A 25,815-nucleotide genomic window follows, 5' to 3' on the forward strand; every position below is an offset into this window, starting at 1 on the left:
ATTAGTTTTGTTGTTTTAGGGGAGTAATCGTAACAGGCCCTAACAATCCTGATGGAACAGGATTCCATTTAGTAGCATCAAATTTTTTATAATCTTTATCGACCATATTGATTTCATAAAAGATCTTCCATTCCTGGCCCTTTAGTTCCATATCCCTGATTCTGTTGGCGGAAAGATTCGTCACCTCAATTTTTAAAGTGTTTTTTCCTGATTTTAATTTGTTCATTTTCAATTGATAAGGTACAGACCATGCAGTACCTATATATTCATCATTAAGCCAGACTTTTGCACTTTCACGGACGTCTCCTAAATTTAAATTCCAATGTTCAGTTTTAGAATCCGTAGTGTTAAATTCTAATTTATAAGTAGCTGTTCCCGAGAAAGCTGTTGCGTCAGGACTTAGTTCGGTCCAGGATTCTAAATCTGAAAGGATGGCGCCTGCAGGCAGTTTAGGACCGCCTTTGTCAAACGTGATGTGCCAGTTTCCTTTTAGGACAATGGGATCAGCAGCCGGTTCATAATAATTCCATTTTTTTTGGGAGACCGTATTTTCTGTTTTTAGAAAATAAGATTGCCCCGGTTCTATTTTGAGTTTAACAGAGGTTGTATTGGCATTTTTAATAACGTCCGCATTTCCGTATGCTCTGGTAAGAGGATCGAAAATCACTACTTCTTTATTCCCAATTTGCAGTGGGATAAAAGTATCAATCGTCTGAGGTGTATGATTGACTAAATAATAAATTTTTTCACCATCCATTGCTCTTCGGGTAAATTTTAAACCAGTACTGACAAGAGTTTCCGGATACAGATGGGCTTTTTCTAACGCTTTAAAAATATCCGATGCCGGTTGTATCAATGCTTTATTGGCTGCTAAAAGATTTTGAAGTTGCTGTTCCTGCTTTTTATAATCCTTAAATCCCGGAACTGATTCAGGTAGTCCTTCGAAAATAATGGAAGCACCTGATTTTTGTAATTCAATTAGTTTTTGCAGGGTGGCAAGTGGCATTTTCCGGCATGACGGAACGATCAAAGATTTGAAACTCCCTCCGGGCAATATGATTTTTCCCTTTACAACTTTGGCTTCGGCTATGAAATTATCAGAGATAAAATCAACACCATATCCTTTTTTGATCAGGTTTTTTGTGGTGTTATAAAATGAAGTTTCATACAACCATTCTGATAAAGAATGTATTTTGAATTGAAAGAACAGAGTCCCTTTTTGATATTTATCCCAAGTGTCAAAAATAGGCCAGTAGAGTAAGATTTCATTATCAGATTTTCCCTGTTGCAATAGTGATTGGCAGTTGGCTATATACGAAAACAAAGCGGGAGCATCTTCCCAAATAGTATTATTGGTATTAAAATTTACAGCAGCATAAAATTGCCAGCCCGGCCAGGTTGCCCTGGTGGGAGAATAAGTAGAGCCGTGCAGGAAAACATGATTGACGCCGTTTAACATTAAATCTTCAACTTCTGGTTTGCATTGCGATAAGGCAGTTTTAAAATGTTCCCTAAGCCAGGTAAAAGTCTCGGAAGAAACAAGATTTTTACCTGAGATATGGGCTGCAGATGAGGAGAATTTCAACATAACCGGATCAGCATCTCCTTCTCTGATATCTTCTTTCTCGCGTCTGAAACCCGGAATATCAAATGGCATAGAGCCAAAAGTCTCGCATTCCGGTATATCTGCAGAAGCGTATAAATCGATGAGATTTCCAGGGGAACCATGCGCCTGAAGTTTGGTTTTGAAGTTTTTTGAATGCGCCCATCTGGTCCAGGATTTATCAAATTTATTCAGCAACAAATCGCCTATCGTTTGTCGGTAATCACTTCTGATTCGGTTACCAGTTTCATTGTCTGTTTCATTCAATAAAAGAGGCAATTCTTTTTTTAGATCATACCCTCTAAGCGTTTTAAAATTCCTCAAAAAAGTCAGGCGTAAAATCAGTTCCGTAGACTTCAAAACTATCATTAAAAATAGCACGAATTTTTCCTTCACGTCCTTTAAAAGCAGTATTAAACGGCACGACATAAGCATTCAGAGCATCTTCTGAATAATGATCTAAAGTATATCCTTTTCCGCCGGGAGCTGCTCTTTTGACCTGCTGTCCCGTTTTTCCGCTAAATACGGCATAAATGGTATAAGCTGTTTTAGTGGCCTTCCAGTTTAGTTTATCAGGCTCTGCCGAATTGGGTAATGCAACAGGATTTCCTTCAATTCCTTTATCTTTCGAATTGATTTTATTCTTTTTTAGCTGATCAGTTAAATTCACAAAACTGCCATCGCTTCCGTAGGCGACAACGTACAAAAGTGTGGCAGGAGTTTTTTCTTTAATACTGTCCGGTGTAATATTTCGATTGATGGTTTCATTTTTTTTAAGGGCATATTTTTCAACAATCAATTTAGTTGCAGCATTTGGCAAAGTAACCTGAGAGCCTCCGTAGGGCCATCCTGTTCCTAAAACCATATCAACCTGCATGTTCAGGCTATCGGCTACATGGATGGTATAATCTAACATTTCCATCCACTTTGGCGATAAATAATCGATAAAGTTGTTCTCTTCGCCCTTCACGCCATAGATGGGAGTGATTTCGACACCGCCAATACCTGCTGTATGAAAATCGATCAGGCTTTTTTTGAGGTTGGGTTTGTCGACCGCGCTCCCCATCCACCACCAGCGCGTCCAGGGCTGGTTTATAGTACCTGATTTAGGCCAGGGAGAATTTATTTCCTGTGCAAAAGCACTAAAAGCAAAGCAAATCAACAAAGTAATAAAAAGATTTAATTGGGTTGGTTTCATTCGTTACTTAAAGGTTTTAGCGGTTACTAAAATTCGTATTACAAGCAAATAAAAATGAGATAATGTTATTTTTTATTTGCTTGTAATAAAGTAAAAGTAACGGTAGCATATTAAAATGCTATCCTGTAGCATCCTGTTTTTTTTTATTATTTGTAAAAATGAAATTATTAACAAATTGAAAAACTTGTTTTGTAATTCTTATTTTTTTAGGCAAATAAATATGAAATGATGAAAAATAATTTATTAAAATTTTGTATATGATATTTTTTGATTTCTCAATTAATTAGCGATTGTAAATCAGATAGTTGGAGATTTTATTTGTTAAAATAAACATAAAAATGAAGATAAGTTATTGAAATCTAACAGGATACTACAGGATACTACGGATACTACTTCTGGATAAATTTGGAATAACTATTAAACTAACCAAATTTTAACTTTTATGAAAAACAAGCTGAATCTTTTGCTGATTGTGGCCTTCTTTGCATTACTACATGCATCGGGCTATGCGCAAGAAAAAACGATTACAGGAACGGTTACTGATCCGTCCAAACTCTCTATACCGGGAGTTAACGTAGTTGTTAAAGGAACAAATAGGGGAGCCAGTACTGATTTTGACGGAAAATTTAGTCTGAAGGCTTCTGAAGGAGAAACTTTAGTTTTTTCGTTCGTAGGATTTCTTAAAAAAGAAATAAAAATAGGTGCCACAAACACCTATAGTGTTTCTTTAGATGCAGAAAGTGCTAACTTAAATGAAGTTGTCGTTATTGGATACGGAACACAAAAGAAAAAGCTAACGACTGGGGCAATATCAGGAATTAAAACAGAAAATTTTACTGAAAGACCAATTTCACGTATTGACCAGGGGTTGATTGGGCAAGTGGCAGGTGTTCGTGTCAAACAAACTACAGGTTTACCGGGACAACCTTTTAGCATCGAAATCAGGGGAGCCGGATCTATCACTGCCGGAAATGAACCTTTGTATGTGGTAGACGGATTTCCTATTTATACAGAAGGATCCAATAGCAATGGGGGATTCTCAAGCGGAAGTCCGTTAGACAATATGAACCCTAATGATGTCGAATCTATAGAAGTATTAAAAGATGCTGCCGCTGCTTCTATTTATGGATCAAGAGCCTCCAACGGGGTCGTTTTAATTACCACTAAAAAAGGAAAAAAAGGAAAACCAAAATTTACTTTTAATACCTACGGAGGGGTTAATAAAGAGGCGAACAGAGTAGATATGTTATCAGCTCAGGGATGGATTGACAGAGCTAAAACCATGATCGATTCGCAATGGGTGGGATCAGGAATAGCAGGTGCATCTGCCAGCCAGAATACTGCAGAAAGAATTGCAGCGTATAATGCAAAAAATCCAACTGCTCCTCTTACGACAGCCAATACCCGATATTATACGTATTTGTATGATGACAGATGGGACATTCCGGGACATCCGGGATTGGATTATATCGATTGGCAGGACAAGGTTTTCCGCACAGGAGAATTTAATAACTACCAATTATCGGCCTCCGGAGCTACTGATGTAGTTAATTATTATGTATCGGCAAATTACCAAAAAAATACGGGATACATCATTGGTACTGATTACACCTTGTTTTCTGCCAGAGCGAATGTGGATGTTAAATTATCGGAAAGTTTTAAAATGGGAATTAACATTGCCCCTTCGTATTCTATCAAAAATGATCCGGGGGTAGAAGGAAAAGACAATACCTTGTTTAAAGCACTTACTGCAACGCCGGTTTTTGAAAGTGCGTCTAATGCCGCAGGAGAAAAATATACAACCCGATACATGTGGGGCAGCAGTACCACCAACATGTTGAATGCACTGGCCAGAACGGGAAAAAACTCGATGTACAGAACTTTGATTTCTACTTATGCCAGTTATCAGTTTGCTAAAGGTTTTACCTGGAAGAGTACCTTAAACTTTGATAATTCAGATAATACAACGGAAAGTTATACGCCAAATGATGTTCAGGCAAGTATCAGGGGAGCTTATAACACTTATAGAAGACAAAACTTAGTAAATGAAAACACTTTAAATTACGATAAATCAATAGGAGACCATAATATTAATTTGCTTTTAGGACAGTCTTTTAGTTCTTATGAAATTATGAGATCAACGCTGTCTTCAGGCGCATTGTATAACAGTTCAACCGTTGAAACATTACCAACCGGATCTTTGGGATCTACAAATGCAGAAAAAAGTACATTGCTTTCTTATTTTGCCAGATTACAGTACAACTACAAAGAAAAATACCTGTTTTCTGCCAGTGTGAGACGTGATGGTTCTTCAAAATTTGGATCTGACAGGCAATGGGGTGTTTTTCCCTCAGTTTCATTAGGCTGGAGAGTAAAACAAGAGGCATTTTTACAAGAGGTAGATTGGCTTAGTGATCTAAAACTGAGAGCGAGTGGAGGTCTTAACGGTAGTAACAATATTGGTAGTTATGCTTCTTACGCCACTTTGGCGACGTATAATTACTCTATTGGTGGTGCAGCTGCAATAGGGCAGGGAGCTGCATCAATAGCAAACCCTTCATTGCACTGGGAGGAATCCCGAAGTGTCGATTTAGGATTGGATTTTGGAATTCTTAAAAACAGACTTTCCGGAACATTTGAGGTCTACAGAAAAAATAACAGCGAATTGCTTTTAAGAGTTCCTATTGTGGGAGCGACCGGATTTACAAGTTATCTTACCAATGTTGGAGAGGTACAAAATCAGGGATGGGAATTTGAATTAAACTCTTTAAACGTTAAAACGCCTAATTTCGAATGGAGAACATCGGCTAATATCAGTCATAACGAAAACAAAGTTTTGGCATTAGGTCCTGATCAGTCTAAAATTGAGATCAGTAATGCTTATGACGGAGGAGTTCCGTTTATAAAATTAGAAGTAGGAAAACCAATGTATACGATCTTCGGATTGCAGCAAAACGGAGTCGTTACCCAAGCTGATATTGATGCGGGAGGAACCACAATTGGCGGGAACAAATTGGTTTTGGGGGATCCACGATATATCGACCAAAACGGAGATAAAAAAATCAATTCAGACGACCGTGTAGATTTGGGAAATCCAACGCCAAAATATACCTGGGGAATTACGAATACTTTCAAATACAAAGACATCGATTTAAATGTATTGGTTCAGGGACAAAACGGAGGTACAGTTTACGGGTTAACAGGCAGGGCCATTGACCGTACCGGGATGGGATCTGTAGAAAATTCATTAAATGTAGATCCTGCCGTAAGAGGAAACTGGAGAACTTCTTTTGGATATCAGGCCAATTCAGATTGGTTGTATAAGTCAGATTATGTAAGTATTAGAAATATTACAATTGGATATAACCTGAGACAAGCGATTAAAGGTTTAAGCCGAATCGATACTATGAGACTTTACGTAACAGGAGAAAACTGGTTCTATTGGAATAAATATAAAGTAGGTTTCAATCCGGAAGCAGCTAATACATCAGCCAGTTCAAACAGCGATTTTTCTGTACCGGTAGATTATGGAGGAGCTCCCTTAGCCAAATCTTTAGTGATAGGACTTAACATTAATTTTAATTAAAATAAAATGAAAAAATATATTTATTTACTAGCAGTCGTATTGGCAGTAGCATCTTGTACGGATGAGTTGAATCAGTTGCCATTGTCCCAGGGAACAATTGAGAATTTCTATGCTACTCCGGGAGATTTTGTTCAGGCGAGAAATGCTACTTATTCCGTAGCTTTTCACGGAATGGGAACTTACGGTTATGCCAACAGGGTTCTGAATCTAAGCGAAACCAGATCAGATAATTTGTTAGCCACAACACTGGCTTCAAGAGATTGGGAAGGAATCAATAGTTTCTACACCTCTATAAGTTCAAATACTTATGTAAAAGAGGCCTATATCAGTAATTACAATGCCATTAATAAAGCCAATCAGTTATTGGAAAAAATTACTGAAAAAGGAGATCAGATTTTTACTAATCCGGCTGACAGGGCTGCGATGACGGCCGAAGCTCGTTTTCTCAGAGCATTTTGTTATTTTGATCTGGTAAGATGGTTTGGAAAAGTTCCGTTAATTGACAGAACAATGACAGCGACGGAAGCCGCTAAAATAAAAAGAACGCCTGTTGCAGACGTTTATAAATTGATCATTTCAGACTTAGAACTGGCTATTCCGGATCTTCTTCCGGAATACGATGCGGCCAATTATGGAAGAGTTACGAAATATGGAGCAAAAGCGTTATTGGGTCTTGTATACATGACTCGTTCAAGTCCGACCTACGGAATAGAAGGCGCAACACTTGGTTTAAGCGAATGGGACAAAGCATATCAACAATTAAATGATATTAAAAATAGTGGATTATATGCCCTTAATACTGATTACGAACCCATTTTTAAAGTAGAAGGTCTTGCGAATAAAGAAAATGTACTGACAATTCCGTATACGCAAAGTCTTCCGCTTGCCGTTGGAGGTAACTTCATGGTAGAGTTGGGATATGAGCCTTATTTTGCATCAGTTGGTTTATCCGTGCAAGGCGCTTTAGAAGCTCGACCAATTTCAACCGGTTTTTTGAACTTGTTTGCTGCAACTGATAAAAGAAAAATTGCGGGTATTGCCACCAGTTATACCGTGGCATCAGGCACATATAAAGGAAGTTATACGCAACCGGTTTTTAAAAAATACATTGATCCCGCCCGATACGGAAACGGTCGTGAAGATTGGGGAGTTGATTTTATGGTTACCCGTTACACAGATGTATTGATGCTGATGGCAGAATGTACCCTTCACGGCGGCGGCGGTTCACAGGCAGAAGTGGATGATATTGTAAATAAAGTACGAACCAGAGCGGGTGTTCCGGCAAATGCTGCAAACGTTACCTTAGATCAGTTGTTTGAAGAAAGAAGAAAAGAATTCTTTTCTGAAGGAACCAGATGGTTTGATTTAATCAGATCCGGTAAAGCAGTAGCAATTATGAATGCCTGGAAAGCGGCAGAGGATACCGAAGGAAAAATCAGAACCATCGAGAATAATTCGTTATTATACCCAATTCCATTATCAGAAATTTTAGCGGTTCCCGGTCTTTACGAGCAAAATCCTGGTTACGATTAATGAAATTGATCCTTTTTATTTTTTGAAAGAAGCTGTCTTTTCAGGCAGCTTTTTTTTCATTTCCTAATTCGTATGAAACAGGGAAGCACAGGATAGTTTTAAAGTTTAACTAATTTAAATTTAAAGTTTTAGTATTTAAAAACAAACCCATGATGTACTTAAAAAGACTTCTTTTATTTTTATTTGTTGTCATTGCAGATGCGGCTTTATTTGCTCAGGTAAAACTGCCTGCTTTAGTTGCTGACAATATGGTGTTGCAGCAAAATGCAAAAGTGAATTTATGGGGATGGGCATCTCCAAACGAAAAAATAACGATTCGGTTAGGATGGACCAATCTTCCTGTAGCAATTACGGCTGATGCTAAAGGAAACTGGAAAACAGCAGTTGACACGCCTTTGGCTGGCGAAAAACCATACGATATTACGATTAATGCATCTAATACAATTGTACTGAAAAATGTTTTGATTGGTGAAGTCTGGCTTTGCTCGGGCCAGTCGAATATGTTTTTTCCTGTGGGAAGAGAAGATAAAACATGGAAAACCGGTGTTAAAAATTACGAGGAAGAAGTTAAAAATGCTTCTTACCCCAATATCAGATTATTTACAGTTGGCTTAAATGCCTCGCCAATACCACTCGAAGAGGTTACGGGAAGCTGGAAAATGTGTACGCCTGAGAGTATTCAGACATTTTCTGCCGTTGCCTATTTTTTCGGACGAGAGTTGTACCAAAAACTACAGGTACCTATCGGACTAATTTCGACTTCCTGGGGAGGAACAAAAGCGGAGGCCTGGACGGCTCAAAATGTTTTAGAAGAAGATGTCGCTTTTTTACCCATTCTGCAGGAAGATGCAAAAAACGAAAAATTATATCAGGAAAAACTCGAAACCTATTATTTAAACCTCACCAATGAACGAATTGCAAGTGCGGAAAATGCTCTAAAAGGACAATTAAAAAAGCCTAAAAAAGAACTTAACAAAACCTCTTATGTATTGTATAATGCCATGCTTCACCCCTTGGTAAATTATACGATAAAAGGAGCTATTTGGTACCAGGGAGAAAGCAATTCCGGAAAGGCCTATTTGTACAGAACATTGTTTCCTGCCATGGTCAGGAGCTGGAGGGCAGAATGGAACGAGGGTAATTTTCCTTTTTATTATGTACAGATTACACCACATAAAGGACAAAATGCTGAAATAAGAGAAGCGCAATTAATATCGCTAAAAACAATCCCGAACAGCGGAATGGTCGTCACCACTGATATTGGAGACGCACAAAACATTCACCCGATAGACAAACAAACTGTTGGTTACCGATTGGCTTTAATTGCCCGTGCTAAAACTTATGGAGAAAATAAACTGGTGTATTCAGGTCCTATTTTCAATCATATGAAAATTAAAAAACAAAAAGTACAGTTGTTTTTTGATTACACCGAATCTGGTTTGAAGAAAAACGGAGAGGTTTTAAAAGAATTTGAAATCGCAGGAAACGATCAGGTTTTTTATCCTGCCGATGCCAAAATTGAAGGAAAAACGATTGTCGTTTCTGCTTCAAAAGTAAAAGAACCAGTTGCCGTTCGTTTTGCCTGGAAAGCTGTTCCTGAACCTAATTTATTCAATAACGATAATTTGCCGGCTTCACCATTTAGGACAGATGATTGGGAAATTAGAACAGATAGAAAGTAAAAAACAGCGCGATTATTTTTTAAACACATAGAGATCTTATTGGAATTTAAAAAAGGCATTTCATTTATTTTAAATTCATCCCGATGCTTCGTGATATGTGAAAGAAATGAGTTTCTTTTTTTAATGCCCTTTAACATAAACAGAAAATCTATGTTTCTATGTGTTTAAAGTTTTTTCACGCAGAGCTTATACGAAAATGTTGTTATGAAAATGATTAGCGAATCTTAACTGAATTCAAATTAAAATGAATAGAAGACAATTTATAATTGGGAATTCTCTTGCTGTTATGGCGATGTGCCTTCCGTTTTCGGTACAAGCCGGAAATTTTACCGATGATCCAAAGCTTTCTGATTTCGAAAAAAGACTTCGACCGGTTGGACGCGCTCTGGAATTTGAAGATTATTACGTTTGGTGCAACAGCCCGATTGAAGGTCCTGACGGTAAAATTCATGTGTTTTTTTCGAGATGGCCCAAAGCAAAAGGAATGAGTGGATGGATCAACAGTTCAGAGATTGCTCATGCTGTTGCCAATAATCCGGAAGGACCTTATGAATATATCAGTACAATTTTAGCACCCCGGGGCGTTGGTTTCTGGGATGCTACAACCTGCCATAATCCGAGTATTCATTTTGTAGATGGTAAATACGCACTATTTTTTATGGGAAATTCCAACGGAAAAATGAATACAAAACGAATTGGTTTAGCGACTTCAGATTCTCTTTATGGTCCCTGGGAACGCCCGGATCAGCCTTTATTATTGCCTGGAAAAGAAGGTTCGTGGGACGATCTTTTAACGACAAATCCCTCTTTCCTGAAACATCCAAATGGGGAATATTGGCTGTACTATAAATCATTGGATACCCAAAATTATGAACATCCAAAGTTTCCGGTGAAAGGCAATCGAAAATACGGATTGGCAATTGCAAAATCGCTGCGCGGACCTTACGAAAAATACGAACATAATCCGGTAATCGATTTCTCAAAATGGGGAGATAATAAACAATGTGAAGATGCTTTTGTCTGGTACGAAAACAAGAAATTCAAAATGCTGGCAAGGGATATGGGCGTTTTTGGTATAGATTACGGATTGTATATGGATTCTGATGACGGAAAACAGTGGAGCGATCCTCAGATTGCATATCAGCCCTTAAGCAAATACATCGATCAACCCGAAGCACCGAAATATTTAAACAGATATGGCCGTTTAGAACGTCCCCAGTTACTATTTCAAAACGGAAAAGCAACTTATTTGTTTACGGCTTCGCAAGGCGGCAAATATGAAACGGCCTCAGCATTTATTTTTAAAATAATATGAGATTTTAAACTTATTTATATCATTAGAAAGATGGAAAATAATAACGTCATTAGAAATGCTTTTACAATGAAATTAAAACCTGGTTTTGAAGCAGAATACAAACTGCGTCACGATCAAATTTGGCCGGAGTTACAGGTATTGCTTTCCGATAGCGGCATACAGGATTATAGTATTTTTTTAGAAGAAAAAACGCTTACACTTTTTGCGGTTCAGAAATTAAGTAAAGATTTTGATACTACTTTTTTACCCAATCATCCGGTTGTAAAAAAATGGTGGAGTTATATGGCAGATATTATGGAAACAAATCCGGATCATTCCCCACTAACAATTCCGTTGGAAGAAGTTTTTCATCTGGATTAAATGATTAAATTGTTTAAAAATAGAAAAACAGAAACAGAATGAAAAATAAAATCAAATTTTATGCACCCATTGCATTCTCAGTAATTGTTTTTGCAAACTGTAATGCGCAGAAAAAAGAAACAGGAAAAAACATTATTTTAAAGAACACCTCTAATTTAGAATTGCCACAAAAAGCCATTTCAATAAAGAGAAGTGAACTTTCATTGCAGGATGCCACAACAAATTATCCTATTCTAATCACTAAAAAAGATACAATTCCGGCACAGGTAAATGATCTGGATGGAGACGGAAAATGGGATGAGCTTTTTTTAGTAGCAGATTTTTCTCCAAACGAAAGTAAAACGGTAGTACTAAAATGGTCACAAACAGATCCTGAATTCCCAGTAAAAACAAGTGTGCGATTCGGAAAAAGAGAAGGCAAAAACCTGCCGGTACATCCGGATACACAAGAAGTTTTACTGGCAACTCAGGTACATAAAAAACTAGGTTATCAAAAATATCAAACCGATGGACCAACCTGGGAAAATGATAAAGTAGGTTTCAGGCATTATTTGGACGGAAGAAATTCAAAAGATGTTTTCGGAAAAAGAATTCCTGCGATTACTCCCGAAGATGTCGGGATTAACAGCAAAGGAGCTGTAGAAGATAACTATCACGTGATGTACGATTGGGGAAGGGATATTTTTCCGGTTGGAAATTCTGCCGGACTAGGCGGTTTTGCTTTATTAGTAGATAATAAAATCAACCGACTGGGTATTATTGCCAACGACACCCTAAACAATATCGAAAAAACAACTTTTAAAATTATCAGTGAAGGTCCTGTAAATTCGGTTTTAAGCTATACGTATCAAAATTGGGAAGCATCGGGAAATAAATATCAGGCGCAGGAAACATCTTCAATCTGGCCGGGAATGTATGGATATCAAAATACCGTTTCGCTCAACGGATTAAAAGGAAACGAAACGCTGTTAGTGACACTTTCTAACTTAAACAATCAAAATCCTTTACAGGTAATTGACGCAGGGGATTTTGTGTGCTTTATACAACATGATAAATTAACCTACGAACGCCAATGGATCTTAGGAACCGCTGTAATTGTACCAAAAGACGTTTATAAAGGGTATGTCGAAGCACCCAAGACAGGACAATTAACAGATTCGTATTTGATCAAACTTTCTGTAAAAAACAATCAAAAAGTGAGTTATTACCCAATCGCAGGCTGGGAATTAAGTGCAGATAAGAATTTTAAGGATTCGGCTTATTTTACTAATTATGTGACCACTTTAGCGAAACAACTTTCTGCTAAGATTAAAGTTGAGGTGAAGTAAAATAAAATAAAATAAAATAAAAATAAAGATGTTGCTATAATCTTGTCATCCTTCCTTTGTCAAGAATGACAAGATGGAGAATAAAAAAACTAACCAAATAACCAAAATGAAAAACATTTTTAAAATTCTAATCTGCATCATCGGATTTTCGCAGGTATCATTTTCGCAGCAGTATGCAAATGACAAATTCCCTGATGGAAGCGAAATTACCAATTGGTTCAAAGATTATGCTAAAATTCAATTGAATGATTTGGGCAAAAAATACACGATTACAGATTTTGGAGTGGTAAAGGACAGTACCAAAATACAGACCATTGCCATTCAAAAAGTAATTGATAAGGCGGCTGCAAATGAAGGAGGAGTAGTGGTGATTCCAAAAGGAGTTTTCTTAAGTGGTGCTTTGTTTTTTAAACCTAAAACGTCCTTATATATTGCGGAAGGAGGAGTTTTAAAAGGTTCTGATAATATTGCTGATTTCCCGCTAATGCCATCCAGAATGGAAGGGCAAAATCTGGATTATTTTCCGGCTCTGGTAAACGCTTACGGAGTTGATTATTTTTCGATTTCCGGAAAAGGAACGATAAACGGTAATGGAAAAAAATATTGGGAAGCTTTTTGGGAACGTCGTAAAGAAAATCCAAAATGTACTAATCTTGAAGTTTCCAGACCAAGATTAGTTTTTGTATGGAACTCGAATAACGTACAACTTCAGGATGTAAAACTGATTAATTCAGGTTTCTGGACCAATCATTTTTATAAATGCAATAATGTAAAACTGATTGATCTCTATATTTATTCTCCCCATATAGATGTAAAAGCGCCAAGTACAGATGCGATAGATATTGATATTTGTACCAATTTCTTAGTAAAAGGCTGTTATATGTCAGTAAACGATGATGCGATTGCGCTAAAAGGCGGAAAAGGTCCTTATGCAGACCAGGACAATAATAATGGTCCCAATACCAATATCATTATTGAAGACTGTGTTTTCGGATTTTGTCACTCGGCACTAACCAACGGAAGCGAATCTATTCATAATAAAAACGTGATTATGCGCAATTGTAAAATTGATGGTGCTTCGAGATTATTATGGCTAAAAATGCGACCGGATACACCGCAACGATATGAATATATAAGAGTCGAAGACATCAAAGGGGAAGTGAAAACCGGTCTGGCTGTTTTTGCGTGGAAACAGTTTTTTGATTTAAAAGGGCGTCCCGATGTTCCGTTATCTTATGGAGATCATATTACCTTAAAAAATATAGCGCTTAAATGCGAGACTTTTTATGGAGTAGAAAAGGATCCCAATGTTAGGCTGTCGAATTTTACTTTTGAGAATTTAAAGATTGAATCGGTTAAAACCAATATTGATAAAACCCTAATAAACGCTGTCATTTTTAAAAATGTGTATGTAAATAAGCAGTTAGTTGAGTGATTTTTACCCATATTCTCAATTACCTGAGCAGGATTTTTAAGTAGAATGCCTGAAAAATTATGTTTTTTTTATGTTTTAAAGAAAAAAGTTCAAATTATTTTTGATAGCGTTTTAAACGTTATAAAAGCATATTGTTTTATTATTTTATAAATAAGTAATTGATTAGTAGTCTATTGGTTCTTATGGGATGCAGAAAAAAAAATGAAGTAAATTTAATGTTAATTAGAAGTCTGAAAAACAGTGATAATTTTAACGTGAAATATGTTGTAACTACCAATCAAACTTTTATTTTTGCGGCTTAATTTAATAATTATAAGCATGAAAGATCTATTAGTAAAAATCAACGCCGAAATTGAAACATTTAAAACAGAAGCTGACTCTTTAACAGAAAAAGGTGTTAAAGCTGCTGGAGCAAGAGCTCGTAAAGCTACTTTAGAAATTGAAAAACTTTTGAAAGAGTTTAGAAAAGTTTCTATCGAAGAATCAAAAAAATAATATTTTTATTCAAAATAAAACCTCGTTTAAGGAATTAAACGAGGTTTTTTTATTTGTAAGATTGTAAGATTGTAAGAAGTAAAATGTAAGAAGTAAAATGTAAGAAGTAAAATGTAAGAAGTAAAATGTAAGAAGTAAGAAGTAAGAAGTAAGAAGTGAAATGTTAGATGTTAAAAGCTATCATATAAAGTCATTCACATCTCACAATTCACAATTCACATTTTACAATTCACAATTCAACAATTCACAACTTCACCTCAATATAATCCTTAAGTCCGCAGTCTTTTAATTTTTTTATGCTTTCCGCAACGGTTAATGCATTAAAATTAGCGCCATCCTGACCAGTATGTGTATGATCTTTTGGGAAAAATATTTTTACTTTTTCTTTGCCTGATACTTCGTATTTAAGGGCAACGATTTCATTTAAATCAATGTAAAAGACCTTTTCTTTATCAGCGATTTCTCTCGACCATTTTCCATAAGTATCTGCTCTTCGCTCTACTTTATCATTGGGCCATTCGTTTCTTGGGGTCTGACTCAAAACAATCGGAATTGCACCTTTTTCTTTGGCTTCGCGAATGAATTTTGTCATATACCAACCAAAAGTATGCACGATTTCTTTTGATCCGTCAGCAAGAATAACTTCCTGTATCTCATCGCCGGTTCCTTTAAGAGAACCTCTGAACTTTTCCTTATCAATCGCTCCTGCATCGTTGTGCCCAAACTGGATCAATACAAAGTTTCCGGGTTGCAATTGGTTTTTAACTTCATTCCACAGGCCTTCATGGTCAAAGGTTCTGCTGCTTCGTCCGCCTCTGGCTTTATTGATGATTTCGATTCTTGTGGTATCGCAATAAGCAGGAAATGTAACTCCCCAGCCCACAGCATTTACATCGTTATTATTGGCCATTGTAGAATCACCAATTAAGTAAATTTTTTTCTTGGCAGGAAGTATGATTTTTGGATCCTGCAGTATATAATTTTTTAATGAATTGTTACTTTCTTTCAATTGATTGATAATGACAGAAGCCGAAAGCACTGCACCTTTTGCAGAGGTATGTGTATGGTCTTTTTTATAGAAATAAGTTCCGGTCACGTTTTGTTCGCCCAGTTTTTCCATTTTAAGAGCCATTTTATCGTTGAGATTGATAAAAGTTACTTTTTCCTTGTCGGCAACTTGTTTCGCCCATAATCCGTATGATGTGTCATTACGGGGTACTTTTCCGTTTTTCCAGTCGTTTCTTGGAGTCGGAGAACAAACAATCGGAATCGCTCCTTTTGATTTTGCTTCGCGAACTATTTTCTGAATATACCAACCGTAACTATGAACGATTTCATGTTTTTTGGTCAGCATATTATCGATTTCCTGAGTTTCATTGCCAATGCCTTTGATTGTTCCGCGAGCTCGAAGCGTATCATTTATTGGGCCGTCATCATTATGTCCAAACTGAATCAAAACATAATCTCCTTTTTTGAGTTGGTTTAAAACAGTATTCCATAAACCTTTGTCCTGAAAAGTCCGGCTACTGGTGCCACCCAAAGCGTGGTTTTCAATCATAACTTTGGTAGTATCCAAAAACTGACCGATATAATCTCCCCAACCCCAAAGCCCACCGGAGCCATCACCTTTGCCATTTTTTACAGTAGAATCTCCCACCATAAAAACGGTCGGTTTGTTATCTTGTTTTGTTGTGAAATTAAAAAACAATAAAGCTAAAATTGAGATTAAAAATGTTCGAATTAATTTCATATTATAATATAAAAAATGATTTTAAAGAAATAAAAGTAACCACCCTTCGACTTTGCTCAGGATGACACTGCACATAATAAGAACCTTATGTCAGGCTGAGGCGGAGTCCAAGCCTTTATTAGGAAAACCTGAAACCTGAAACCTGAAACCACAAAAAAACAAACTAGTATACGTTTAACAGCATCGTTAATTTGGTGGTATTTCAAAAATAAGAGTTCTGTTTTTGTATAGTATCCTGTACTATGATGTTAAAATTTTGAAATATTATAAATTATGATTTTTCAGAAATCAGGTAGGTACAGGATACTATCCCACTAAAAAACCAAGAAATTGCATCTGCATTAGGGAATTAATAAAATTAGCACAAAATAATTTTGTTATTCGAATTTAGGAATAATACATTTTACAGCTTTATGGAAATTAAAAAACAATCTATTCGAACTCTGGCCGCCTTATTTTTTTTGTGTTCAATGGTAACATTTGGGCAGGAAAATAAAGCATTACGCAAAATACATTATGCACCTGAGGGAAATAGTTTTGTTCTTAAAAACGGCACTCGAAAATTCAACAGGGCTTTGTACGGTTCTAATACAGGATTTAGGGTTGAAACGGGTGATTTGCCTGAATTTGCTATGTATATGCCGGGCATGGGAGGCAACTTTAAGCTAGGTTTGGTAAACGGAAAAGAGAGTAAATGGATGACCGAAACGTCAAAAATTGAGACACGATATGTTTTAGGCACCATGCAGTATACTATTGAAGATCCGATTTTAGGAAACGGAAAGTTGTTTATTGAGGTAGTAGCCCTAAAAGAAGGTGAATGTTTTATAATAAAAGTATATGGTAAAAATGTCTCTAAAAGCACTAGTTTACTCTGGGCTTTTGGTGGTGCAACCGGAAAAAAGTTCAGTCGTGACGGAGATATTGGGGCTGATCCGGAATCGGTTTTTTATTTGCAGGCTGATTATTGTATTAATAATAAATACACCATAAAAAACGACTCTTTTCTGTTGGAATATGGCTCTGAAAGCAACAAACAAAAAACAGGAAATAATACAAGTATTACCGGATTTTTCCCCAAATCAGTCACGCATTTGGCCAACGCAAAAATGCAAAATAAACCATTGGAACTTTTTGATTCGAATCCTGAATCTTTAACTCTAATTACAGGAAAAGTAAAATCGATTAGTGAGAAAGGGGATTATTGGTTGCTTCTGGCAGGAAATCCAATACAAAACTACAATCAAAAAAGTATCACACAACTTTACGAAAAGTCAGTTCAGGAAACACAGCTTTTGGCGAACAGGGTGAAGGTTTCAACTCCTGATCCGTACATCAATACTTTGGGCGCTGCACTCTCAATTGCCGCAGACGGAATCTGGGAGAGTCCGGCTTATCTTCACGGCGCTATCGCCTGGAGAATGTATCTAAATGCCTGGCGTGGGGCATATACGGCTGATCCTTTGGGGTGGCATGACCGTGCAAAAACACATTTTACGAGTTACAGCAATTCGCAGGTGACAAGTCCTGAAAGTGGCCCGATTGTATTGGATGAAGAAAGAAATTTAGCGCGTCAAAAAGAAGAAATGGGAACTTCGATGTTCAGTAGCGGATATATCAGCAGAAGCCCGAATAAAAACAATGTAGCGCATCATTATGATATGAATCTGGTTTTTATAGATCAGATGTTGCGACATTTTAAATGGACGGGAGATACTTCATTTATAAAAGAAATGTGGCCAACCCTTCAACGACATTTAAATTGGGAAAAAAGAAATTTTGATCCTGATGATGACGGATTATACGATGCTTACGCTTCAATCTGGGCGAGCGATGCTTTGCAATATAGCGGTGGCGGGGTAATTCATTCGTCGGCTTATAATTATTATGCCAATAAAACGGTTGCTCAGCTTGCGAAAAAAATCCGGCAGGATGCAAATCCATTCGAAAAAGAAGCTGATAAAATCCTGAAAGCGACAAACGACCAGCTTTGGATCGCCAATAAAGGAATTTTTGCCGAATATAAAGATGCTTTAGGGAATCGATTACTACACGATACACCCGGAATCTGGAGTATTTATCATACGATTGATTCAGAATTATCGAATCCTTTCGAGAGTTATCAGATGTTGGATTATGTGAATAAGGAGATTCCGCATATACCAATTTTGGCAGAAGGATTGGATAAAAAAGATCTTTATGTTATTAGTACCACCAATTGGCAGCCTTATACCTGGTCGACCAATAATGTGGCATTGGCCGAACAATTGCATACCGCACTGGCGTTCTGGCAAGGCGGGCAATCAGAACAAGCTTTTAAAATGTGGGAAAGTGCTTTGATAGAAAGTATGTATTTAGGTGCTTCGCCTGGAGGTTTTGAGCAATTGATGTATCAGGATGCAATGCGCGGCGAATTGTATCGCGATTTTGCTGATCCAATTGGTATGGCTTCGCGAACTTTGGTGGAAGGGCTTTTTGGAATTCACCCGGATGCTTTAGCCGGAGTTTTAACGATTACACCCGGGTTTCCTGAAAAATGGGATCATGCTTCATTAGATATTCCGGATATCTCAATTGATTTTAAAAGAACAAATAAAGAAGAAAAATACAGGATTAAAAATCAGTTTTCGGCTAAAATGAATTTGAATTTGGTTTTAAATTCGTCATTTGAAGCTGTAGATTATATTGCCGTAAACGGAAAATCAGTTTCATGGAAAGTAGTTTCAGAAAACATTGGGAATCCGAAAATAAGTATCGAATTACCGTACAGTGCCGCGTATGATATTACAATAAAAAGGAAGGGAGATTTGATAGAAGAAATTGAATCCCAAAAAAATTATGCATTAAATGAAATCATGGACTTGAAAACTTCTAAGGCTGTAATCATTTCAGTCTATGATCCGCAACAAGTTTTCACTGATATTTCAAAAACAGATTATTCGCTTAGGGCGAAAGTGAATGTGACGGGTAATACACTTTTTTTTGTCAAATTAAAACAAGGCGAATTATTGTGGTGGAAGCCGATTCACCTCAATATAAAATCTCAGGTAGCATCTAATGAAATAGTTACAAATTGGGATCTTCCGCTAAACCAATCAAAACGGGCAGAAACAATTTCGCTTTCGTCATTTTTTAATGCAAAAGTGGTCGATATTTTCCATTACGAATACCTGTCTCCAAGACCAAAAGTAGTAACATTGCAACTTCCAAAACAAGGAATTGGAAATTGGTGTTATCCAAATATTTCCGTGGCAATAGACGATAAAGGATTGCGCGAGAAAGCAAAAGCAAACGGTCAGATTATAACACCAAACGGAATTCCGTTTCAAACACCTTCTGATGAAAATCAAAAAAATATCATCTTCACATCGATGTGGGATAATTTTCCGAAAAGTATTCTTATTCCTTTAAACGGTAAAGCTTCGCAAGCGTATTTTATGTTAGCCGGAACTACAAACCCTATGCAAAGCCGAATCACTAACGGAGAAATCAAAATTAATTACACAGATGGGACATCCGATATTTTGCTTTTAAAAAATCCCGAAAACTGGTGGCCTATCGAGCAGGATTATTTTACTGATGGACTAGCGTTTACGACAAATGCCCCAAAACCGCCACGAGTTTATTTTAAGTCAGGAGAAATTTCGACAGATTTTGCAGCTTTCAAGACCATAAAAGGATTCACCAATTACGGGATTGATGGCGGCGCAGGAACTATTTTAGATTTGCCATTAGATAAAAATAAAACATTGAAAAGTCTCTCTTTAAGAGCGGTTGCCAATGATGTGGTGATTGGGTTGATGAGTGTGACTTTGATTAGAGAAGAAAGAGGATAGAAGAAAGAGGATAGAAGAAAGAGGATAGAAGAAAGAGGATAGAATAAAGAATAAAGATGAAAGAGGAAAGAGCCTAGAAAAAAGAGGATAGAAAAATGCTCCGTTAGGAGCTAAATATTGGTAGAAAAAAAAGAATTTTTCGCATTTTAAAGTCCCGTAGGGACGATATATATTGAAACCTGAAACCTGAAACCTGAAACCTGAAACCTGAAACCTGAAACCTGAAACCTGAAACCTGAAACCTGAAACCTGAAACCTGAAACCTGAAACCTGAAACCTGAAACCTGAAACCTGAAACCTGAAACCTGAAACCTGAAACCTGAAACCATAAAAAAACTATTAACCAAATGAAAAAGTATCAATTAATCATTACACTTCTATTTTCAATTTCGCTTTCAGCGCAAAAGATAGACAGGAAAGCATTAGTAACAAGGCACAATGTTCAAATTACAGGTATTGACACTTTGGCATCGCTGACTGTTGGAAACGGTGCTTTTGCTTTTACTGTCGACGCTACGGGATTACAGACTTTCCCTAAAAAATATGAAAACGGAATTCCGTTAGGAACGCAATCGGAATGGGGATGGGACAGTTATAAAAACACGAATAATTATAAATTCTCTGAAACATTAAGAGATTATAAACAGTACGGAAGAGCTATTTCATATACCGTTCAGATCAAAGAACCAAAACGAAAAGTAGAGGCGGTAAACTGGTTTCGGCAGAATCCGCATTTATTGCAATTAGGAAATTTAGGTTTTGAAATCACAAAGAAAGACGGAAGTATTGTAAAATCTGAGGACATTAAAGCTATTGCTCAAAAGTTAAATCTATGGACAGGAGAAATTGAAAGTTATTTTGAAGTAGAAGGAGTTCCCGTTACGGTTGTAACGGTTTCGCATCAGGAAAAAGACGCGATTGGCGTAAAAGTTAAATCAGATTTATTGCAACAGAAACGTTTGAAGATAAGTTTGAGAATTCCGTTTCCAACAGGTGATTGGGCAGATATGGGAACGAAATGGGAAGGTAAGCAGGATTATAAAAGTACTCTTGTAGAAAAGACAAAGACAGAAGCGGTTATAACCCATATAATGGACAGTATTTCATACAATGTCAATTTGAAGTGGAAAGGAAACGCAGCGATTAAAAAGACTTCTGATCATTATTTTGTAATTGAAGCATCCAATACGAATACATTAGAAATGAGCTGTCTTTTTGCTTTAGCAGATAAAAAACCAGCATCGAATTCTTCTTTTGCAGAAATTGAAGCTAGCAGCATAAAAGGTTGGGAGCAATTCTGGACAAGTGGAGCAGCGGTAGATTTTTCAGGAAGTACGGATCCCCGCGCCAAAGAATTAGAACGAAGAGTCATTTTATCGCAATATTTGACCAAGGTTCAGTGTACGGGAAAAGTTCCGCCACAAGAAACGGGTTTGACCTATAATAGCTGGTACGGGAAACCGCATTTAGAAATGCATTGGTGGCATGGCGTTCATTTTGCGCTTTGGAACCGACCTGAGTTATTAGAGAAAAGCCTTCCGTGGTATCAGAAGGTTTTTGATAAAGCTAAAAACATAGCCAAAAGGCAAGGTTTTGAAGGTGCAAGATGGCAAAAAATGACCGATCCTGACGGCAATGAAAGTCCGTCCTCTGTAGGTTCATTTTTGATTTGGCAACAGCCCCATTTTATTACTTATGCAGAATTGATATACCGTGCCAAACCCACTACAGCAACTTTAAATTTATACAGTGAACGTGTTTTTGAGACGGCTAATTTCATGGCTTCTTTCGCGAATTATGACAGTAAAAACGATCGTTATGTTTTAGGACCGGGAGTAATTCCGGCACAGGAACGCTTTAAAGCGATGGAAACATTTAATCCAACTTATGAATTGGCGTATTGGAACTGGGCTTTGAAAACGGCTATTGACTGGAAGAAAAAACTAAACCAAAAAGTACCGGAAAAATGGGAAACAGTTTTGGCTAAATTATCTCCGCTTCCCATTGCAGATCAGGTGTATCTGGCGACAGAAAGCGCCAAAGATTCGTATACCAATCCGGAATTCAAAACAGATCATCCATCGGTATTAGGGACTTTTGGGATGTTGCCGGAAACTTCGCTTTTGGATAAAAAAATCATGAAAAATACGTTTGATCTGGTTTGGAAAACCTGGTCCTGGGATAAAACCTGGGGATGGGATTTCCCAATGGTGGCAATGTCTGCAGCACGTTTGCAAATGCCTGAAAAAGCGATTGATGCCTTGTTTATGAATGTGACAACAAATACGTATTTAAAAAACGGACACAATTATCAGGCAGAAAGATTAACGCTTTATCTTCCCGGAAACGGAGGATTATTAACGGCAGTTGCCATGATGTGTGCCGGTTGGGACGGAAGTACAGAACAAAATCCGGGTTTCCCAAAGGACGGAACCTGGAAGGTACAAAGTGAAGGATTTAAAAAGATGTTTTAATTTTTTAGAGATGCTAAGTTGTTAAGGTTCTGAGTGGCTGAGCTTTGTTTGGTTTGTCATTTCGAGGAAGTAGAAATCACACAAGAAATTCCGTATAGGATTTTGCCAATCTTTATCGGGTTACGAGTGTGAATAACTTTGTCTGTTCGCTATCGCTCGGGTCTCGTTCCTCGAAATGACAAACCAGTATTAAAATTAAAATTTTTCACCTCTGAGATTTTGCGCAAGATTAAAAAAAATCAGTGTAAACCAGCCAAAACCCGCTCAATCCTTGGCCCATAACTAACCATAAAAAAGACCAATCATGAAGAATAAAATTTTACTATTATTTCTTTTCTCAGGTTTATTCTCATTCGCTCAAAGGCAAATGGAGAATTTAGATCGTGGCGTAATTGCCATTAAGGACAAAGAACAATTTTTTGTAGGGTGGCGTGTTTTAGGAACGGATCCCGATAATCTGGCGTTTAATTTATATCGAAAAAGTGGTACTCAAAAAGCAGTTAAACTAAATGACAAACCGATTCTTGGAGCAACCAATTTTGTAGATACAAAAGCCAATAGCCGGGACGAAAATACATGGTTTGTAAAAACGGTTTTAAAAGGAAAAGAAACCGATGCAAAAGGAAGTTTTACCATTGCCGGCCAAAGCCCCGATAAAGATTATTTGGCGATAAAACTAAAACCGGTTGCTGGATATATTCCGAATGATCTTTCGGTTGGGGATTTAGACGGGGACGGAAGATATGATGTAATTGTGCATATGACCGGAAAAAGTTTGGATAATTCTTTTAAAGGAATGACAGATCCTCCAATTTTTCAGGCCTATAACTTGGGTGGAAAATTTTTATGGCAGATTAATTTAGGAAAAAATATTCGGGAAGGCGCGCATTATACCCAGTTTATGGTCTACGATTTAGATGGTGACGGCATTTCGGAATTGGTCTGTAAAACGGGTGATGGTACAACGGATAGCCAGAATAATGTAGTAGGAGATGCATCAAAAGACTGGCGAGACACCGATCCCAATTCTGCAACTTACGGAAAAATTCTAAAAGGACCGGAATACCTTTCGGTTTTCAACGGCAGAACCGGAAAACTTATTACCACTACTGAATATATTCCGGAACGCGGAGATCTTGCAGGCTGGGGCGGAAGAGGCGGAAGCGGCGGAAATGATACCAAAGGAAACAGAATCGATCGTTTTACAGCTTGTATAGCGTATTTAGACGGCATTCATCCAAGTGTGGTGATGTGTCGTGGTTATTACGGAAGAACGGTGTTGGCGGCTTGGGATTTTAAAAATGATAAACTGACTTCGAGATGGGTTTTTGATAGTAAAGATGCTGAAAACCCTTATTCCGGAATGGGAAATCACGGACTTACAGTTGCAGATGTGGACAATGACGGAAAAGATGAAATTATCTACGGATCGATGTGTGTCGATGATGACGGAAAAGGATTGTATACTACAGGTTTCAGACACGGAGATGCGCTGCACGTTTCAGATCTGGATCTTGATGTTCCGGGCTTAGAAGTTTTTGGAATCCATGAAATAGAAAACGGAACAACAGGCCCTGGAGTTACCTTATTTTCAGCAGCAGACGGAAAAGTTTTATTTACGGGCTCTCTTAACGAAGATGTGGGCCGTGGCGTTGCGGATAATATTGATCCAACCAGAAAAGGAGCACAATGCTGGTGGTCTGGGTCTCCGTTTTTGCACGATATGAAAGGCAACGAAATTGGAAAAGCTCCTACTTCGACTAATTTTTTAATTTATTGGGATGGAGATTCTTCCAGAGAACTTCTAAATTCTAATTATATTGATAAATACAATGCAGGTAGATTATTTACCGCAACGGGAGCAGCATCTAACAACGGGACAAAATCAACACCGTCACTTTCGGCTGATATTTTGGGAGATTGGCGGGAAGAATTAATTTTAAGGTCTGAGGATAATACCGAGTTAAGAATTTATTCCACCACAATTCCAACCGAAATAAGACAATATACGTTGATGCATGATCCGCAATACAGATTAAGTATTGCCTGGCAGAACGTTGGTTATAATCAGCCACCGCATACTAGTTTTTATATGGGAACAGACATGAATCCTGCCCCTAAACCTAATATTGTTTTGGTACCTGCGGGAAAATAGTTCGATGAACGAAATAGGTTTGAGGGAGCAAATTTAAAACCAGCTATGATATATCAATTAAGCTACTATTGGGTAATAAAAAAACAGAAATTCTTGTAGTTTGCAGGAAACAGGTTTTAAGTCGATGTGTTACATAGTTCAGTTTAGTATATTCAGCTCTTTCAACACAGATTTTGTGATCTCTTTTCTGCAACTGCCAAATTCAGCAGTATTAAATTTTCTGTCTTGCAAAAGGCGTGTGGCAAAAAAGTAAGGGGCACCTTTACTCACGATATAACCAACCCACCAGCCCGTATTGATTCCGTTTTCTCTCGTCCAGCCTGTTTTTGAATGAATGGTGTAAGTATTATTTTCTTCGGTTATCATCACCTTTTTTACGATTTCGATATTTCGTTTCGAAAACGGAAGTTTTTCTTCGTAAAGGTTTTAAGAAACCTGACCTGATTGATTGGTGAAATAACAAAAGAGCCAAAATTCCAAAAATCGGGATCGGTTTGCGAGAAGTCCTGATTTCCGTAATGGCAAAGCGATAAATACTTTTTGTACTTCTCCTTGCCAATTTTCTTGGCCAGCTCAATAAATGCCCAGCCCGCCGAAACTTCAAAAGCTTCTTTTACGGTTATGTCGTGATAAATATTGGGACGGTTATCATACTTTATAGTATCGATACTTCCGGGCCATTTTACGATTTCATTTTCGTCTGAAATGGTTTTTGTTTCTAATGCAATAAGCAGGTTAATGATCTTAAATGTAGATGCCGGTAAGGTTTCTTTATGTGTACCAATGGTGTCAGACAATATCCAGGTATGTTTTTTGTTGTCATAAATCGCAATTGCCCCTTCTGCCTTACAGTTGTCAAAATATTTTTTAAAATCCTGACGTATCACAACCGTATCACTATGAGATGTGATGGCATAATTGTCTTTTCTTTTTGATGCACAGGAAAAAAGAAGTCCGATAAGAAGAATTCCGGAAATAAATTGTTTCATTTTCATTTTGCTTTAGAATGTTATTTTTGACTTTTTTGCCACGACCCGAGCAATAGCGGACAGGCGAAGCAATTTC

At 37.3% G+C, this 25,815-nt stretch carries 15 protein-coding genes and 1 pseudogene; 11 read left to right on the plus strand and 5 right to left on the minus strand.

Annotation, left to right across the window (positions count from 1 at the left end; genetic code table 11):
- Position 1: 1 nt before the first annotated feature.
- On the minus strand, positions 2-1,963 hold the full coding sequence (locus ACQY44_RS21305; RefSeq protein WP_428232286.1) for a glycosyl hydrolase: 1,962 nt from the start codon (positions 1,961-1,963) through the stop codon (positions 2-4).
- On the minus strand, positions 1,914-2,801 hold the full coding sequence (locus ACQY44_RS21310; protein WP_428232287.1) for a glycosyl hydrolase: 888 nt from the start codon (positions 2,799-2,801) through the stop codon (positions 1,914-1,916). The genes ACQY44_RS21305 and ACQY44_RS21310 overlap by 50 nt, the downstream gene beginning before the upstream one ends.
- A 442-nt stretch (positions 2,802-3,243) precedes the next feature.
- On the opposite strand from ACQY44_RS21310, the gene ACQY44_RS21315 reads away from it, so the two are divergent.
- From ACQY44_RS21315 to ACQY44_RS21350, 8 genes are all read left to right on the plus strand, one after another.
- Entirely contained in the window at positions 3,244-6,387 is a 3,144-nt protein-coding gene (locus tag ACQY44_RS21315) for a SusC/RagA family TonB-linked outer membrane protein (RefSeq protein ID WP_428232288.1), read from the plus strand.
- A gap of 6 nt (positions 6,388-6,393) precedes the next feature.
- Complete coding sequence (locus ACQY44_RS21320; RefSeq protein ID WP_428232289.1) at positions 6,394-7,920, plus strand: RagB/SusD family nutrient uptake outer membrane protein; 1,527 nt, start codon at positions 6,394-6,396, stop codon at positions 7,918-7,920.
- A 149-nt stretch (positions 7,921-8,069) separates the two neighbouring features.
- Positions 8,070-9,602 carry a sialate O-acetylesterase gene (locus ACQY44_RS21325; protein WP_428232290.1) on the plus strand — a complete coding sequence of 511 codons (1,533 nt, stop codon included), beginning with the start codon at positions 8,070-8,072 and terminating at the stop codon, positions 9,600-9,602.
- A gap of 244 nt (positions 9,603-9,846) precedes the next feature.
- Positions 9,847-10,917 carry a glycoside hydrolase family protein gene (locus ACQY44_RS21330; protein WP_428232291.1) on the plus strand — a complete coding sequence of 357 codons (1,071 nt, stop codon included), beginning with the start codon at positions 9,847-9,849 and terminating at the stop codon, positions 10,915-10,917.
- Positions 10,918-10,947: 30 nt separating this feature from the next.
- Positions 10,948-11,277, plus strand: coding sequence for an L-rhamnose mutarotase (gene rhaM, locus ACQY44_RS21335; RefSeq protein WP_428232292.1), 330 nt, complete (start codon positions 10,948-10,950; stop codon positions 11,275-11,277).
- A 38-nt stretch (positions 11,278-11,315) separates the two neighbouring features.
- Positions 11,316-12,605 carry a DUF4861 domain-containing protein gene (locus tag ACQY44_RS21340; RefSeq protein WP_428232293.1) on the plus strand — a complete coding sequence of 430 codons (1,290 nt, stop codon included), beginning with the start codon at positions 11,316-11,318 and terminating at the stop codon, positions 12,603-12,605.
- 106 nt (positions 12,606-12,711) lie between these two features.
- The gene (locus tag ACQY44_RS21345; RefSeq protein ID WP_428232294.1) at positions 12,712-14,040 is read left to right on the plus strand and encodes a rhamnogalacturonidase; all 1,329 of its coding nucleotides are present in this window, start codon (positions 12,712-12,714) and stop codon (positions 14,038-14,040) included.
- A gap of 318 nt (positions 14,041-14,358) precedes the next feature.
- Complete coding sequence (locus ACQY44_RS21350) at positions 14,359-14,535, plus strand: histone H1 (protein ID WP_213294129.1); 177 nt, start codon at positions 14,359-14,361, stop codon at positions 14,533-14,535.
- A gap of 244 nt (positions 14,536-14,779) precedes the next feature.
- On the opposite strand, the gene ACQY44_RS21355 is transcribed toward ACQY44_RS21350, so the two are convergent.
- The gene (locus ACQY44_RS21355) at positions 14,780-16,285 is read right to left on the minus strand and encodes a rhamnogalacturonan acetylesterase (protein ID WP_428232295.1); all 1,506 of its coding nucleotides are present in this window, start codon (positions 16,283-16,285) and stop codon (positions 14,780-14,782) included.
- 413 nt (positions 16,286-16,698) lie between these two features.
- On the opposite strand from ACQY44_RS21355, the gene ACQY44_RS21360 reads away from it, so the two are divergent.
- Positions 16,699-20,121, plus strand: a complete 3,423-nt coding sequence (locus ACQY44_RS21360) for a DUF4450 domain-containing protein (RefSeq protein ID WP_428232296.1) — start codon at positions 16,699-16,701, stop codon at positions 20,119-20,121.
- Between the two features lie 146 nt (positions 20,122-20,267).
- On the opposite strand, the gene ACQY44_RS21365 is transcribed toward ACQY44_RS21360, so the two are convergent.
- On the minus strand, positions 20,268-20,450 hold the full coding sequence (locus tag ACQY44_RS21365) for a hypothetical protein (protein WP_428232297.1): 183 nt from the start codon (positions 20,448-20,450) through the stop codon (positions 20,268-20,270).
- A gap of 18 nt (positions 20,451-20,468) precedes the next feature.
- Here ACQY44_RS21365 and ACQY44_RS21370 point away from each other — a divergent pair, with 18 nt between their 5' ends.
- Positions 20,469-22,595 carry a hypothetical protein gene (locus ACQY44_RS21370; protein ID WP_428232298.1) on the plus strand — a complete coding sequence of 709 codons (2,127 nt, stop codon included), beginning with the start codon at positions 20,469-20,471 and terminating at the stop codon, positions 22,593-22,595.
- 304 nt (positions 22,596-22,899) lie between these two features.
- Positions 22,900-24,750, plus strand: a complete 1,851-nt coding sequence (locus ACQY44_RS21375) for a rhamnogalacturonan lyase (RefSeq protein WP_428232299.1) — start codon at positions 22,900-22,902, stop codon at positions 24,748-24,750.
- A gap of 138 nt (positions 24,751-24,888) precedes the next feature.
- Here ACQY44_RS21375 and ACQY44_RS21380 read toward each other — a convergent pair.
- Positions 24,889-25,745: pseudogene (locus ACQY44_RS21380) on the minus strand (penicillin-binding transpeptidase domain-containing protein).
- Positions 25,746-25,815 lie beyond the last annotated feature (70 nt).

The sequence above is a fragment of the Flavobacterium sp. genome (genome assembly GCF_965277525.1).
Classification (GTDB): Bacteria; Bacteroidota; Bacteroidia; order Flavobacteriales; family Flavobacteriaceae; genus Flavobacterium.